This window comes from Streptomyces sp. NPDC058796 (genome assembly GCF_042745235.1).
GTDB lineage: Bacteria > Actinomycetota > Actinomycetes > Streptomycetales > Streptomycetaceae > Streptomyces.
On sequence record NZ_JBHYOP010000005.1, the window covers coordinates 248,582 to 263,683 of the forward strand.

12 protein-coding genes are annotated in these 15,102 nt (G+C 71.9%); 1 reads left to right on the forward strand and 11 read right to left on the reverse strand.

Annotation, left to right across the window (positions count from 1 at the left end; all coding sequences use genetic code 11):
- Positions 1 to 37: 37 nt before the first annotated feature.
- The gene (locus ACFW47_RS15355; protein ID WP_386278326.1) at positions 38 to 1,024 is read right to left on the reverse strand and encodes a zinc-binding alcohol dehydrogenase; all 987 of its coding nucleotides are present in this window, start codon (positions 1,022 to 1,024) and stop codon (positions 38 to 40) included.
- Positions 1,025 to 1,131: 107 nt separating this feature from the next.
- On the opposite strand from ACFW47_RS15355, the gene ACFW47_RS15360 reads away from it, so the two are divergent.
- Positions 1,132 to 1,923: a CDP-alcohol phosphatidyltransferase family protein gene (locus ACFW47_RS15360; protein WP_386306018.1), complete on the forward strand. Its 792-nt coding sequence runs from the start codon at positions 1,132 to 1,134 to the stop codon at positions 1,921 to 1,923.
- A gap of 524 nt (positions 1,924 to 2,447) precedes the next feature.
- On the opposite strand, the gene ACFW47_RS15365 is transcribed toward ACFW47_RS15360, so the two are convergent.
- From ACFW47_RS15365 to ACFW47_RS15410, 10 genes are all read right to left on the reverse strand, one after another.
- Positions 2,448 to 3,686, reverse strand: coding sequence for an MDR family MFS transporter (locus tag ACFW47_RS15365; RefSeq protein WP_386306019.1), 1,239 nt, complete (start codon positions 3,684 to 3,686; stop codon positions 2,448 to 2,450).
- Positions 3,683 to 5,473, reverse strand: coding sequence for an ABC transporter permease subunit (locus ACFW47_RS15370; protein ID WP_386278332.1), 1,791 nt, complete (start codon positions 5,471 to 5,473; stop codon positions 3,683 to 3,685). The genes ACFW47_RS15365 and ACFW47_RS15370 overlap by 4 nt, the downstream gene beginning before the upstream one ends.
- A gap of 3 nt (positions 5,474 to 5,476) precedes the next feature.
- Positions 5,477 to 6,982 carry an ABC transporter substrate-binding protein gene (locus ACFW47_RS15375; RefSeq protein ID WP_386306020.1) on the reverse strand — a complete coding sequence of 502 codons (1,506 nt, stop codon included), beginning with the start codon at positions 6,980 to 6,982 and terminating at the stop codon, positions 5,477 to 5,479.
- A gap of 114 nt (positions 6,983 to 7,096) precedes the next feature.
- On the reverse strand, positions 7,097 to 7,633 hold the full coding sequence (locus tag ACFW47_RS15380) for a GNAT family N-acetyltransferase (RefSeq protein ID WP_386306021.1): 537 nt from the start codon (positions 7,631 to 7,633) through the stop codon (positions 7,097 to 7,099).
- 131 nt (positions 7,634 to 7,764) lie between these two features.
- Entirely contained in the window at positions 7,765 to 8,037 is a 273-nt protein-coding gene (locus tag ACFW47_RS15385; RefSeq protein WP_386306022.1) for a hypothetical protein, read from the reverse strand.
- Positions 8,038 to 8,169: 132 nt separating this feature from the next.
- Positions 8,170 to 9,156, reverse strand: a complete 987-nt coding sequence (locus tag ACFW47_RS15390; RefSeq protein WP_386306112.1) for a DNA/RNA helicase domain-containing protein — start codon at positions 9,154 to 9,156, stop codon at positions 8,170 to 8,172.
- A 113-nt stretch (positions 9,157 to 9,269) separates the two neighbouring features.
- A complete protein-coding gene (locus tag ACFW47_RS15395; protein ID WP_386306023.1) occupies positions 9,270 to 11,156 on the reverse strand; it encodes a DNA/RNA helicase domain-containing protein in 1,887 nt (628 codons plus the stop codon).
- 472 nt (positions 11,157 to 11,628) lie between these two features.
- Complete coding sequence (locus tag ACFW47_RS15400; RefSeq protein ID WP_386306024.1) at positions 11,629 to 12,651, reverse strand: alpha/beta hydrolase; 1,023 nt, start codon at positions 12,649 to 12,651, stop codon at positions 11,629 to 11,631.
- Between the two features lie 73 nt (positions 12,652 to 12,724).
- Positions 12,725 to 14,353 (reverse strand): phosphodiester glycosidase family protein, encoded by a 1,629-nt coding sequence (locus ACFW47_RS15405; protein WP_386306025.1) that lies wholly within the window; start codon positions 14,351 to 14,353, stop codon positions 12,725 to 12,727.
- Between the two features lie 187 nt (positions 14,354 to 14,540).
- A complete protein-coding gene (locus tag ACFW47_RS15410; protein ID WP_386278381.1) occupies positions 14,541 to 14,990 on the reverse strand; it encodes a hypothetical protein in 450 nt (149 codons plus the stop codon).
- Positions 14,991 to 15,102 lie beyond the last annotated feature (112 nt).

Here is a 15,102-nt window from a genome sequence, read left to right on the forward strand (position 1 = left end):
CTTTCTCAAGGTCAGGCGCCGATGCTCCGGCACCGCCTCAGTGGTCGTCCCCGGCGTACCTGATCCGGTGGCACAGGGCGGGGATCTCGCCGGAGGCCAGCCCCGGCATGACGTCGGGCAGATCGGCGAACGCGGACTCGCCGGTGACGAGCGCGTCCAGCGCCGGGTCGCCGAGCAGGTCGAGGGCGAGGGCGAGCCGGTCGGCGTAGGTGCGGGTGGCCGCGCGCGCCGGGGAGACGGTGCCGACCTGGCTGCTCCGCAGGGTCAGGCGGCGGGAGTGGAAGGCCTCGCCGAGCGGGAGGGCGACGCGCCGGTCGCCGTACCAGCTGAGTTCGAGGACGGTGCCCTCCGGCCGCAGCAGCTCCAGCGACCGGGCGAGCCCCGCCTCGGTCGCGCTGGCGTGCACGACGAGGTCGAGGCCGCCGAGGGCGTCGGCGGGGGGCGCGAAGCCGACACCGAGCGCGTCCGCGACCTTCGCCCGTTCCGGGTCGGCGTCGACCAACTGGACGCGGACGCCCGGGAAACGGGCCAGCAGCGCGGCCACCGAGCAGCCGACCATGCCGCCGCCGACCACGGCGATCCGGTCCCCGACCAGGGGCGCCGCGTCCCACAGCGCGTTCACGGCGGTCTCGACGGTGCCGGCGAGCACGGCCCGCCCGGCGGGGACGGCCGGGGGCACCGGGGTGACGGCGGCGGCCGGGACGACGTACCGCGTCTGGTGCGGGTACAGGCAGAAAACGGTCCGGCCGACGAGGTCCTCCGGTCCCGCCTCCACCACACCCACATTGAGGTAGCCGTACTTCACGGGCCCCGGGAAGCCGCCCTCCTGGAACGGCGCGCGCATGGCGGCGTGCTGGCTCTCGGGCACCCGGCCGCGGAAGACGAGCGTCTCCGTGCCCCGGCTGACCCCGCTGAAGAGCGTACGCACCAGCACCTCGCCCGCCCCCGGCCCGGGCAGCCGCACCTCGCGGATCACACCCCGGCCGGGAGAGTCGAGCCAGAACGCGCGTGCGGTGCCTGTCATCGGATGTCCTCCTGAACGATCGCCGAGCCGCCCACGTACCGAGGGATGCACGAGCCGCGCACAGTAGCGGCGTCGATCGACTCTGTCACTCGGCCGGAGGGTGTTCGGTGGCCCTGAACAACACGTACGACGACACGTACAACGCCTACGACGCTTATGACGCTTACGACGCGAGGCCCGTTCAGCAGGAGACCGCGGTGGGAGCGGCCGCGCAGACCCTCCTGCTCGTGCTGCTCGGTACCGCGATCGGCATGGGCACCGCGGGCTGGCTGACCGGCCTGGCCTTCGCCCTGGCGTCCTGGGCGGTGCTCTCCCGGGCCCTGCACCGCTCCCGGCTGCCGTCGTTCGGCCCCGCCAACCGGGTCACCCTCGGCCGGGCCACCCTGGTCGGCGGGGTGACGGCACTGGTCGCGGACTCCTTCAGCGGCGCACCGCCCGTCTCCCTCCTCGTCGGCCTGACGGCCGTGGCCCTGCTCCTGGACGGCGTGGACGGCAAGGTCGCCCGCCGCACCGGCACCTGCTCCCCGCTGGGCGCCCGCTTCGACATGGAGGTCGACGCGTTCCTGATCCTGGTGCTCAGCGTGTACGTCGCGACGGACCTGGGCCCGTGGGTGCTGCTCATCGGCGGCATGCGCTACGCGTTCGTCGCCGCGGCCCGCGTGTGGCCGTGGCTGACCGCCCCGCTGCCGCCGAGCACGGCCCGCAAGACGGTGGCCGCGCTGCAGGGCGTACTGCTGCTGGTGGCGGGCGCGGACCTGCTCCCCCGGCCGGCCAACGCGGGTGTGGTGGTGCTGGCGCTGGGGCTGCTGGTGTGGTCCTTCGGCCGGGACGTGCTGTGGCTGTGGCGGGTGCCGCGGGCACTGGCGCGGGCGGCGGCGCGGGAGCCCGCCGCCCGGTGAGCCGGGGCGGGGAAGGGATCGGCGCCCTGCCTTCCGTCGGCCTTCGTCGGACTTCACCATTCCCGTGGGCGCGGTGCTGTTCCGCCTAGGGTGTCGATCATGTGCAAGTCAGGGGTGGGGTCCTCGCGTTGTTCGGGCTGGGCTGGTGGCTGCTGGCCTCGAGTGCGGTCGGCGGCTCTGTGCGGCCGGCCGGGGTCCTGGCCGGCTGTGCCGTCGCGGTGGGGCTGATGCTCACCGCGCGCCGCGTTCTTCCCGCGTCGGCGGACGGTCCGTTCCCCGCCGACCGGCGCCGGCGATTCGTCCAGATCAACGGCCTCCAGTGGCTGTTGCGCCTGATCACCGCCCAGGTGTGCGCTCGCGCCGGGGCGCCCGCACTCATTCCCCCGCTGATCGCGATCGTCGTGGGGCTGCACTTCCTCCCGCTCGCGGCGGTTTTCGAAGAGCCTCGGCTGCGTGTACCGGGAGCCCTGTTGAGCGCGGCCGGAGTGTCGGGCCTGACCCTGTGGCTCATGGACGGACGGGACTCAGTGCCGCCGGGGCAGCAACCCCGCCGCCGCCAGCGGTACGGCGGCCAGGACCAGCCACGGCACGGCGCTCGGCAGCCCACCGTCCAGCAGCAGCCCGGTCGCGGAACTGCCGACGAGCACGATGAGCCCGGAGACCGAGGACAGCGCCCCCGTGTACAGCCCGAGCCGTCCGTCCTCGGCCAGGTCCGGCACCCAGGCCCGGGCGACGGGCGCGACCAGCATCTGCCCGAGGGTGAGCAGGACGACGAACCCGGCGGCGGGCACCAGCCCACCCGTCCCCGTCCACCCGGCGGGCCGCGCGACACCCACGACACCGAACCCGGCCGCGACCAGCGCCAGCCCCGCCACCATCGACCGGCGCGGTGCCAGCCGCTCCCCCGCCCACCGCGTCACCGGCAACTGCGCCGTCACCACCAGCAGCGAGGACAGCGCGAACAACCAGGCCAGCGGTGCCTGTGAACCGGCCGCCCGCTCCACCTCGGCGGGCAGGGCGAGGTAGAGCTGGTTGTAGGCGAGCAGGTAGGCGCCGTACGCGCAGCACAGTGCGAGGAAGCGCCGGTTGCGCAGCAGCAGCCGCGCGCCGCCCTTGACCTGGACTTTCGCCCGCCCCGGAATGTGCTGCGGCAGCAGCCAGGCGTGCCCGCCGAGGACCAGCACGAAGACAGCGGCCCCGGCCAGACACGCGGTACGGAAGTCGACGGCCAGCAGCAGCGCGCCGAGCAGCGGCCCGACGAAGGCCCCCGCCTGCCCGGCGACGGTGAACAGCGCGAGCACCCGGGTCCGGTCCCCACCGCCCGTCTCCTCCCACACGACGGCCTGCCGGGCCACTTCGGACTCGACGGCCGGGGAGAAGAGCGCGGCGGCGAACCCGATGAGCAGCACGGCGGCCACGACGGCCCCGGTCCGCTCGGCGAACCCGAGCCAGACGAACCCGGCGATCCGCAGCACGCACCCTGCGAGCACGACGGGCCGGACGCCGTACCGGTCGGCGAGCGCCCCGCCCACCACGAACAGCCCCTGCTGGCTGAAGGTCCGCAGCCCGAGCACGAACCCGACCAGCCACCCGGCCATGCCGATGCCCTGCCCCAGATGCTCGGAGAGGAAGGGCAGCACGGCGAAGAAGCCGATGTTGAAGGCGAGCTGGGTGAGGACGAGGAGGCGCAGTAGCGGCGAGAGCGGCGCGGCCGCGGGGGCGGCGGCGGAGCCTGCCTTCCGGCCGGTGAACAGCGAGGTCATCGTGCGCCGGCCAGTTCCTTCTCCGCGGTCGGCTGTTCCGGAGCGACCGGTTCGACCGCTTCACGTCGCCTCCGGGGCCGGCGCAGTCCGCCCGCCGCGGTGACGGCGAGGGCGCCGAGCAGGGCGAGGACGGCGGCGGGGGCGAGGACGGCCCAGGGGGCGCGTTCGGCGTAGGGCTGGTTCTCGGCGAGGAGCAGCCCCCACTCGGGCGACGGCGGCTGTGCGCCCAGCCCGAGGAACCCGAGGGAGGCGAGGGAGAGTGCGACGGCGGGCAGCCGCAGCAGCGCGTGGCGCAGGACGGGGGGCAGCACGGCCGGCAGCAGTTCGCGGCGCAGCAGGTACCAGCGTCCGGCGCCCAGCCCCCGGGTGGCGGTGATGTGCAGCGTGGCGCGTTCCTGGCGGAGCAGCGCGGCGGTGTGCGCGGCGAGCGGCGCCCAGGCGACGGCGCCCACGGCGAGGGCGGGCGTGGCCGCTCCGCTGCCCGCGACGGCGGTGACGAGGAGGGCGACGAGCACGGGCGGCACGGCGTTGACGGTGTCGACGAGCGGTCCGGACACGCGGGGCACGAGCCCGAGGAGTACGCCCGCGAGCAGCGCGGCGGCGCTGATGGCGGAGGCGAGCAGCAGGGTGTCGAGCGCGCCGTGCCCGACGCGGGCGAGCAGGTCGCGCCCGAGGGAGTCGGTGCCGAAGGGATGGTCGGGGGAGGGCGCCAGCAGCCGCTCCCCCGTGTCGAGGGCGAGCGGGTCACGGGGGAGCCCGGCCCCGATGACGGCGAGCAGCACGGCACCGTAGACGAGCGGCAGCAGCCCGCGGGCGGGCGGGGTGGGTCGGTGCAGGGAGGACAGGGCGCCGTCGCGCAGGGCGGGCCCGGTGAGCAGGCGGGCGGCGAGGCGGGTGACGCCGGTGGCGAGCGCGGCGAGCAGGAGGAGCACGAGGGTGCCGGCCTGGAGGACGGGCAGGTCCTGGGCGAGGGCGGCCTGGAGGGTGGTCCGGCCCAGCCCCGGGATGTCGAAGACCTGCTCGACGGCGACGGCGCCGCCGGTGAGCCCCACGACGAACAGCCCGAGGTTGGGCAGCAGCGCGGGCACGCACCGCCGCAGCGCCTGCCGTGCGATCCGCCGGCCCGTCAGGCCGCGGGCGGCGGCGGCGAGCGCCCACGGCTCACCGAAGGCACCCGGCAGCAGATCATCCAGCAGCCGCCCGATCACGGCCCCGGCGGGCAACCCGAGCGCGAGCGCGGGCAGCACGGTCCACTGGGCCCCGTACCACCCCAGCGCGGGCAGCCACCCCAGCTGTACCCCGACGACGGTGGCGAGCACGGAGGCGACGAGGAACTCGGGCAGCGAGGCGATCACGGCGGACCCGGTCCCCCCGCGCCGCCTCCCGTCGAGCCGCCGCCGGGCGCCCAGCCGCAGTGTGCGGGCGCAGACGATCCCGGCGGTGAGGGCGGCGACGACGAGCGCGACGGACATGAGCAGCAGTGAGGCCCCGAGCGCCCGCAAGACGTCGGGCAGGACGTCGCTCCCGGAGATCCACGACCGCCCGGCGTCCCCGTGCGCCAGCCCGCCGAGCCACCGCCCGAGCACGTGCATCGGCCCGCCGTCGAGCCCGAGCTGTGCGCGTATGCCGTCGAGCACCTCGGGCGTGGGCTCGCGCTCGGCGGACCGCGCCTTGAGCACGGTGTGGGCGGGGTCCGTCCGCGTCAGCCACGGCAGCAGCCCGACCCCGCACACCAGTCCCGCCGCCAGCACGATCCGCCACACCGCGGTGGCCACCCGCTGCCGCACGGCTCAGCGCCGGGTGCCGGTGCCGACGAGGGTGCGCTCGTACGGGTCGAGGATCACGCCCTGTACGGAGTCGGCGACCCCGGTGATGATCCGCTGGTGCACGAGCGGCACGACGGCGTCGCTGCCGAGGACGCGGGCCTCGGCGGCCATGGCGGCGTCCTGCCGCTTCGCGGTGTCGGCGATCTTCTCGGCGTCGGCGACGGCGCGGTCCACGCCCTTGTCGCAGAGCTGGGCGATGTTGAACCCGCCGTCGCAGGTGTAGTCGCTGGCGAGCACGGCGACGGGGTCACCGGTGTCGAGGAGGGTGTTGCGGGCGAGCACGAAGGCGTCGAACATGCCGTCGAGGGCGTCCTGCTCCAGCCGCGAGTACTCCCGCACGGTGAGCTTCACCTTGAACCCGGCCTTCTCCAGCTGCTGCTTCACCACCTGGGCGACCTCGGGCAGCTCGGGCCGGTTGTCGTAGGTGGCGAGGTTGACGGTCTCACCGCCGGGCTTCTTCGCCTCCGCCCGCCCGACGGGCTCGGTCCGCTTCCCCTCGGCCCAGGTCACGGCGGGCCCGTAGATCCCCGCACTGGGGTCGGCGTACCCCTCGTACACGTCCTTGGCGAACACGGAGGTGTCGATGGCGGCACGCGCGGCGGCCCGCTGCCCGGCGTCCTTGAACGTCCCGGAGGAGGCGTTGAGGAGCAGGCTGGTGGTCCGGGTGGTGGCGGTGTCGCGCCGCGTCTCCTCGTCGAGCGTCGCCGCCTGGGCCACCGGAACGGCCTCGGCGATGTCGAGCTCCCCGGTCCGCAGGGCGTTGGCGCGTGCGGTGCCGTCGGCGATGAAGCGGGCGTCGATGCCGGAGGCCTGGGCGCGCCCTCCCCAGTAGTCGTCGAACCGGTCGAGGGAGGCGGAGGTGGCGCCGTTGACCTTGGTCAGCTCGAAGGGGCCGGTGGCGTGGCCGACGGGGTCGACACGGCCGTTCCCCTTCTCGTAGGCCTTCGCGGAGAGGATGGCGAGGCTCGGGCTGGACAGCCGCAGCGGCAGTACGGGGTCGGGCTCGGCGGTGGTGATCCGGACGACCCTCTCCCCCTGCGCCCTGGCACTGAGGGTGACACCGGCGAGGGCGGCGGGCGCGGGCTTCGCGTCGGTGGCGTGGGTGAGGGAGTCGGCGACTGCGGCCGGGGTGACGTCGCCGCCGTCCTGGAAGGTGGCGTCGCGGAGGGTGAACTCCCAGGTCTTCTCCCCGTCCCTGCGCCAGGACTCGGCGAGTGCGGGGGCGGCGGAGCCGTTGGCGTCGAGGGCGGTGAGGCCTTCGGTGACACCGAGACGGCTGAGGAGGGTGGCGTCGGCGCCGTACGGGGAGAGGTTCTCGGCGGGCGGGAAGGCGAGGGCGACACGGAGACGGGACCCTCCGTCGCCGCCACCGTCCCCGGAGTCGTCACCGCCTCCGGAGGCGAAGCAGCCGGCTATCAGCGGGGCGAGCATGAGGGGGGCGAGCAGCCGGGAGCGGCGGTGGGAGCGCATGGTCCTCGGATCGGTCGGGGGGCGTGGGGCAGGGAGGCCGGGCTTGAGGCAGCGAACCGGAGATTACATGAGAACGATTTTCACAACGAAATCAGCGCAGGAAAACTCGGGAACTCAACCCATGGGCACGTCGAAGTGGACGATCCCCTGGCCGCCTCCCGCGTCCTCCCGCTCGTCGTGCACGACCTTGGCGAGCGAACGCCAGAACGGCTCGGCGCCGGTGACGGCGGGATCGGTGTGCAGGTACACGGCCCGGTACCCGCCATCGGCGGCGGCGAAGGCGAGCAGCTCGTCCACGAGCCGCCGCGCGAGTCCGCGCCGACGGTGCTCGGGCCGGACGTACACGCGACGCAGCTGCGCGGTGACGCCGGAGGGGTACTTCTCGGCGACGTGCAGCGGGTTCGGGGGGTGCGCGGGGCCGCGGGAGTCCAGGGCAGCGGTGGCGACGGCCTCGCCCTCCTCATCGACGGCGACGAGGAGGGTGTGCCGCTCGGGGGTCACGTAGGCCCCGGCCAGGTCGATGATGTCGCCGTGCCAGCGGGGGACGTAGCCGGTACCGAAGTCGCGGTAGACGGTGTCGAGCATGACGGCTCGGGCTCCGTCCAGGTCGGCGGCGGTCGCTGTCCTGATGGTGTAGTCGGTGGTGCGCACTTGCACATCGTACGCATTAAGGGGGACGGCGCTGTTCAGGGGCTTCCGTGCAGGACTCGTCTGCGTGCCGGCCCTGACGACGAGGCACATCCCGGCGCCTCCGCCTGAGCGCCGGGCCGGGTAGCGGACGATCAGCGGTGCCGCCATAGCCTGTAGAGCTGGGAGACCTCCATCCGCCAGTGCGTCTCGAGGGACTTCTCCCGTATACGCTCCCGGCCGAGGCTGTAACGGACGTGGCGGTGCAGGGCGTGCGGCGACAGGTCGGCACCGGCTACCAACGCGGACAGCATAGGCTCACCCGCCGGGGTCTCCCGGTCGGCCAGGAAAAGAATCTCGCCCTGGTCGTCCGGATGCAGGTAGGGCAGCTCGCCGCCCATCCGTCGGCGCAGATCCCCCCAGGTCACCGTTGTTCCGGCGCGTGCGGTGTCTTGCAGCAGGACGCGCGGGCGGCGAGCGGCTCCAGAGTCTCCCTGTCCGGCCTGGGGGCTGTCCGTTTCCCGCCGGGAGTGGGTTCGGCCGTCTTGGCGCCGGCCGGTTCAGGCGTCCTGGCGTCGGCGAGTGCCGTTGAAGGCTCGCGATCCGCTCGCGTATTTCACCGTTCGCCCGGCGCCTTCGAGGTCGGCTCGCAACTGAAGCCCGATCGCGCTCTTCCCAGTGCCCGCGCCCCCGGTGATCAGGAAGACCGCGCGCTGTGGCCGGGGGACGAGTGCCTCACGGTCCGGACTGTCCAGAATCAGCTCCGACGCCTCGAGCACGTCGTCGGCCACCTCCTTCTGCCTGTCCCTCAGGGTGAAGACGGTGTCCTCCCCGTTCGATCTGACCATGGCGTCGAGGAGCGGGGTGTTCCGGAGGTTCATCCGGTGCAGGATGTATTCGGCGGAGGAGTAGTCGTCGCCGGCGGCGAAGTGAGCTTGCAAATCCTTGAGGAGTCTGCCCCGGGTGTCCTTGGTGTACGTACGGGCGTACGGTCCCGTAGGGGCATCGACCCCGAGCAGTGGCCGGACCGAGTCGTCCGTGGCGTTGTGGAGATACGCGAAGCCACCGCATTCGAACTGGAGCCCGTTGAGTGGTCCGGTGGGACCGGTGAACAGTGCGTGGTACTCACCGAGCTGAAGAGCAGGGTGAGCAACGGGATCTTCGATCCCCGGCACGTACACGAGGTCAGCTGTCGCGGCCTCCACCCTCGTCACCGACGACCATTGCTTCAGCTCGACAAGTTGTACGGAGAGGTCCCCTTTCACGGGATGTCGGCCTACGAGGACCACATCAATCTGGCCCAGCCCGTTCGCCCCTTCGGACGCGTCCACCGTCGGAGAACACTCAACGATCATCTCGACATTGCCGCGCTCGGCGGCAACCAGGTCTTGGGCGAGCGAGACAAGACTTTCAGCCCATGCCGAGCGCTCGCCGTCAGAGGATTCGCCCCGTTGAAAGTGCACCCAACGGGCAGCCAGGTGGGGTACCAGGCGACGCCGTTCATTCAGGGCAAGCAAATCCTGTGCTGCCAATCGCAGCAGGAGCATGGACACGAGGACGATCCCCCAGAGCACGAGTGACTCGTGCGGGTGGGGGCGTGTCCATGCAGGAAGCCCGTCGGGCCGCAACCGGTGTCGGGGATCTTAGCGGGCGGAAACGGTCAGACCGAAGCGGGTACCCGAGTCGAACCTCCCGCCAGCTGACGCAATTTCTCCCTGGTCTCGGGGTCCGTCGAGAAGACGACCGTGCCGACCATCCCCCGCGTCAGCAACACCTTGTAGGTGTTGCGGATCAGGCGGTCGACGTCTTCGTCGGTAGTCGACTTCTTGAAGACCGGGTCCTCCGACGCCGTACGGTCAGTGATCCAGCGGTCGCCTCGCCACAGCAGATCGGGACCGATGATGACGCCGGACCAGTCGTATTCGAAGCCTTGGGCGGTGTAGACACAGCCGACCTGTCCGAAACCTGCCGGGTCGGTGGCCCACAGGGCTGCCGGTGGGGCACCGGAGACGGAGCGGTCACCGCGCAGGTTCCAGGGGCGGGCCCAGTCGCCGATGACGACGTCGGGCGGAAGAGGACTTCCGGGCTTGGGTTCCGGCGACCACCGCCAGCAGTAACCGGCGGACATACGAGCGCCGTAGCCCTGGACGCGGCGCGCCTCGAGGAACGCCTCCATCTGCTGCGGGCTGCCGGCGACCAGCAACTGCATACGGCCGTCGGGTTCCCAGGTCACGGGCCCACCGGGTTCGAGGCCCAGTAGTCGGACCACCCAGCGCAGGTAGGCGTCGCTGCCGCCGCAGCGGAACTGGCTGTCCAGAGGGACGACGCGGCAAGGGATGTCCCGCCTTGCCGCAGCTTTCTTGATGTCCGCCACGGTGCCCATCTCACCAGGACGCACAACCTGATGCTCGTCCAGGAAGAAGACGGGAACATAGGCGACATCGATCAGTTCGTCGATCTGTGCCCTGCCGGTTCGGAGCGCGGCTCGGGTGTACCGGTTGGCCGAAGTCTCGCGGATACGGTGGGCCTCGTCGCAGATCAGAGCACCCAAACTGTTCTTCTCTGCCGTCATGAAGCTGTTGAAGTACTTGAAGAGGTCCTGGACCTCTCGCTTGCGGGCCCCGGCGATCTTCCTCATCGTCTTGGTGAAGGATTGGGACCCGGTGGCGTGCAGCGCGGGTACACCGCGGCGGTACAACTCGCCGAGCAACTGGAGGGCGACGACGCTCTTGCCCGTTCCCGGACCGCCCGTGACGACGACGACTTCCTTGCGGTCTGCGTTCTTCGCCTTTTGCACGGCATTGAGCACCATGCGGTAAGCGACCTGCTGCTCGTCGAGGAGCACGAACTGCGTGCGCTCTCGCACCTCTTCAGCAGCCACCGACATCAGCTGCTTCGAGGGCACCTTGACGCCGTCGCACAGTTCGTCCGCCGCGCGTGCGCCCGAATGCTTGTCGCTCAGTTTCGCGCGGAGGTGGTCGAGGAAGGCACCTCGGCGTTCCCCGGTGAAGAGCAGACCGCGGCCGTCGCGCTCGATCTCCCGCAGGCCGGTCACCCCGAACTCGGTGGCATTGTGCAGGAACGCCACCCCGCTGACCCTGTGGCCGTGCTCCGCAACGGCTCCGTTGAAGTTGACCAGGTACTCGCAGTACCGGCGTACTTGCTCAATGGGGTTGAGGACGGGGTGGGAATAGGCATCCACGTGGCACAGGGTGGGGTCGTCCTCGTTGGGGAGTGCCTGACTCCACTGCTTCAGTTCCACCACGACGTACGACGGTTCACCCGTGTCGGGGTGCACGCCCGCGAGCACGGCATCGGCCCGCTTGCTGTTCAGCGGGAGCGCGTACTCGATCAACACCTCGACGTCGCCGAGACCCGCGTCGATCAGGGCCGCCGTCAGCGCGGGGATGCTCCGTTCCCAGGATCGCGCCTCTGCGGCTCCGGGTCGGTATCCATGCATGTGGACGAACTGCTCGGTGAGGTGGAGATACAGAGAACTGTCGAGCGTCCTCGCGGCGATCGACTTGGCGGACTCGCGGAACAGCAAGAACTTCCCCCAGGCAGCACGAAATGACTCGTGCGGGTGGGGGCATGTCCTTCGAGACTCCACCGAGGCGGAGCGGAAGCCCGTCGGGCCGCTTTGACGATGTGTGTGACATTACCTGGTGCCCCTGACAGAGTTCGCTGGTGGCCGCCGAGCCGGCTGGGCAGCCAGCCCGGTTCAGTTCGCCCCGGACGCTGAACGGATCGCGCCCGTCAGTGGTGTGACCGGTGCCCGGCGACGCCTGCCCGCCGTGTCGGTACCCACGGCTCCTCTTGGAACGGCTACGCGTCCAGCACACCCAGGGTCCACAATCGCCGAAACAGCCCTGGCGGACGTGGCCGCCGCTCCGTCGGACCACCTGGACCCAACAGCCACACGGCACCTGGTGGCCAACCTTCTGACAGGACATCCTTTAGCCGAGCTGTGTCGTGATCGTCCACTGTGCAGTCGCACGGCAGACGCTCACCGGCCCCCATCATCCGTCGCCCACCAGCGCCCCCAGCAACACCGGCAACGAAGCACGCAGCTCCCGCTCCCAATACGCCCACCCGTGGGTCCCCGGCCCGTAGAAGTTGGTCGTCAGATGCCGCGCCCCCACCCGCCGCAGCTCACCGGCGAGCGCATGGTTCTGCCGATTGAAGTCGGCCTCGAGGGCACTGGTGGCACCCGGCGCGTCCAGCGGTCCCGTCGTCCCGTCCCCGCAGGAGAGGTACACCGGGATGTGGCGGAGCCGTTTCGCGAGGTGGACGGGGTCGTGTGCCTCCCAGATCCGGCGTTGCGCGACCGGGTCTCCCCAGACCCTCAACGGGTCGTTGTCCCGGCCGGCGAAGAGGCCCAGGATGCGGTTGACCGACTCCTCGTCGAGGAGGGGGTGGGCCGAGCCGGAGTAGGAGGCCGTCGCCTTGAACATGCCCGGGTGGCGGGCGGCGTACAGGAGGGCGCCCTGGCCGCCCATCGAGAGGCCGGCGACGACGCGGTCGCGGCCGGCGCCCCAGTCGCGTTCCAGGAGGTGGCGCAGCTCCTTGGTGTGGAAGGTCTCCCAGGCGGGGCCGCCGCCCCGGCCGTGGTTCCACCAGTCGCTGTACCAGCCGTTCCAGCCCGCCTCCGGCATGACGACGAGGACGTCGCGGAGGGCATCGGTCTCCGCGACGTCCGTCATCGCGGTCCACGACGTGTAGTCGCCGCAGCAGCCGTGCAGGAGCCACAGGGTCGGCCAGTGCTGTCGGCGTCGGTCGTGGGGGTTCCAGCCGTCGGGGGTCAGCAGGCGGACCTTGACCGTACGGCCGCCGAGGGCCGTCGAGCGGACCGAGAGGTCGACCTGGCGGTCCGCGACCCGGGTGACGGCCACGACCTCCGCGCCGTGGGAGCCGGAGGAGTGGGCTGCCGCCAGGGCCGGGGCGGTGGGGCTCAGGGTGGCGAGCAGTACGGACAGGATGAGCAGGACTCGGGTTCGTAGGGCTGTTCGTAGGGTCAGGGCGGTGGGCACGTTCGCGAACACGGCGGCTCCCTGGGGTGGGTGGTGGTGCTTCGCTGCGGTGCGGTTCTCGCGTGCGGGGCGGGCTCGGTCGGCGTCAGTGGCCCTGCCTGCGGGGCAGGATCAGCAGCGCGTCGCCGACCGGGCGTTCGCCGGCGGCGTCGGACGGGTCGTTGAGCAGGGCGCCGTCGGTCACCATCGTCGTGGAGCCGCCGCCGTCGAAGTTGACGGCGTCGCGCAGGCCCAGGGACTTGGCGACCTCGGCGCTCTCGCCGATGCTCAGGCCGAGGGACTCGGTGCTGCGGCCGTCGGCCGTGACGAGGACGGTCCGGCCTGCTGTGTCCACGCCGGCCAGGGTGCGCGGGTTGCGCTTGTGGACCCAGCCGTAGTACCAGCTCGGGTCGTCCGGGTGGACCATGCCGTCGGTGGCGGGGGTGACGTGCAGGCGTCCGTCGCGGACCAGTTCCGGGCCCGCGTTCAGGATGTGCGTCTTGGGTGTTGGCTGGACGCGGTGGCCTCGTTCGTCCAGGAGGGTCGTGGTGATGCGGAGACGGTCGCCGACGTGTGCGAGGGAGGTCAGGTCCGCGACGCGTCGGCCGGTCGCCTGGACGGAGCTGCCGCCGGGCGGGAGGGTGCCGCCTCGGGGTGAGCGCAGTTCGACCACCCGGTCGTGGGCGTCCAGTACGGCTTCCGCTCCGTCGCCGGGTGGTGTGGTGTCGCCGTACTCGGGGGTGAAGGTGACCAGTTCGTCGGGGTTGGTGCAGGTCACGTCGTGGAGGGGCAGGGAGGTCGGGACGTCACCGGTGGTGCCGCCGCAGTTCCTGATCAGGCCGGGTACTCGGTTGATGCCGTTCAGGGGGAGGGAGGCGGTTCCTGCGCTGACGCTGCCTCGCCAGGTGAGGCGGGTGACCTGCGTGCGTCTGCCGTTGTCCTGGAGCACGAGGCCGGGGCGTCCGGCGACCGGTTCGCTCAGGAGACGGCCGTCGTAGACGCCCACGCCCGCCGGGTCGCCGGGGGCGCCCGCCTTGGGGTCGAGGACGAAGAAGCCGGCGTTGACCGCCGCGGTGGCGCCGGCCGTCGTGGACAGGTCGCTGGTCGTCTCGCGGTTCTCCAGGTCGGGGCCGTACGACGCGTCGAGGCGGCCGCGGAACTCGCGCGGGTCGATGGTGAGCACGTCGATGTGCCACGGGCCGCGGGCGTCGGCGTCGCCGTCCCAGCCGGTGTAGACGGCCGATCCCGTGTGACCGGCCGATCTCAGGCGTGTTCGTTCGGCGCTCGCGGCGGACTGGGAGTCGAATGTGCCTACGCGGACCCGCCAGCCGAGGGTGCCGCCCGCGTAGTCGGCCGTGCGCGGTGTCCTGACCTGCTCCGCGCGGGCCTGGAAGCCCTTTGCCCTCAGCTCGGCGGTCAGTTCGTCGGCGCTCGCCCGGTCCTTGAGGGTGGTCGGCGGCGCGTCGGGGTCCGGTGAGGTCTCGCCGCCGGGGATGGAGACCTCGACCGTCCAGTGCAGGGCGGAGTCGGCGGTCCCGCCGCCTCGCACGATGCGGGTGAGAGTGACGCCGGGTTGGAGGGTTGTGGTGGTGCGGGTCTCGGTGAGGTCGGCGGGGCCGAGGGGGAGTGCGTGCCGGGTCGGCTGAGCGGCCGGGGCGATTGCCTGGGACGGCAGAGCGCTCGCCGTGACGAGGACGCCGAGGACGGCAGCCGCGCCGCACAGTCTCTTCTTCATCTGCACCGCCTGGGGGGATGGGCTCGAGGTGACGGGCGCATGGATGAGCCCGGTGACCTGGGGTGGGGCGATCGTTCGCCGTCCATCCTCTCCGCTCACTCCTGAAGCGGACGTGGACAGCCGTCCAACGCTCACTGCACAAGTAGTGGCCCCTTCGGGCGCACCGTCAAGGTCGCGGCCTTCTCCGTCAGAGCCCGGCGATCGCCTCGGCGAACGTGCCGACGACCTTGTCCCCCCGTAGGACGGCGCAGCTCACCGCTCCCTGCGCCGCTTCCTCCTGGGCGATCAGTACGTCGGGCACAGTGGACTCGTAGAAGCGCAGGTAGCCGATCGCTCCCCGGCTCGTCGTGCGCGCACCCAGCCACTCCACCATCCTTCGGAGGTCGCCGAACTCGTCCGGGTGCGCTTCCTGTCGCACGGTCAGTGACCAGCCCCTCCCGTTCGGGCACAGCTCTCCCACCAGGGCACCTTCGATGCGGTGCGCCGGCCCTCGGGCGTTCCAGAGCGGGTAGTCGTACGCGTCCCCGTCGTACGGGCCGTTCTCCTGGCCCAGGTGCCAGCGGATCAGGTCCACTTCCTCGCTCGGGAGGGAGTCGGGCAGGTTGAGCGTGAGCTGGAGTTCGTAGAGGTCGGCCATGGTCGTCAGGCTACGAGGCCGGCCTCCCGGCGTCCGCCGGAGACCTCGTTGTCAGTGGTCGCCGATAGATTCGATCTCGTTCCGCCGAGGTGGCGTGGACGCCCCCTTCGCC

What these genes read in the sequence shown, in the direction of transcription:
- ACFW47_RS15375 (WP_386306020.1), bottom strand. Translation starts at nt 6,982, where the DNA reads ATGCGCTCCCACCGCCGCTCCCGGCTGCTCGCCCCCCTCATGCTCGCC.
- ACFW47_RS15365 (WP_386306019.1), bottom strand. Translation starts at nt 3,686, where the DNA reads ATGACCTCGCTGTTCACCGGCCGGAAGGCAGGCTCCGCCGCCGCCCCC.
- ACFW47_RS15355 (WP_386278326.1), bottom strand. Translation starts at nt 1,024, where the DNA reads ATGACAGGCACCGCACGCGCGTTCTGGCTCGACTCTCCCGGCCGGGGT.
- ACFW47_RS15390 (WP_386306112.1), bottom strand. Translation starts at nt 9,156, where the DNA reads ATGCTCCTGCTGCGATTGGCAGCACAGGATTTGCTTGCCCTGAATGAA.
- ACFW47_RS15410 (WP_386278381.1), bottom strand. Translation starts at nt 14,990, where the DNA reads ATGGCCGACCTCTACGAACTCCAGCTCACGCTCAACCTGCCCGACTCC.
- ACFW47_RS15405 (WP_386306025.1), bottom strand. Translation starts at nt 14,353, where the DNA reads ATGAAGAAGAGACTGTGCGGCGCGGCTGCCGTCCTCGGCGTCCTCGTC.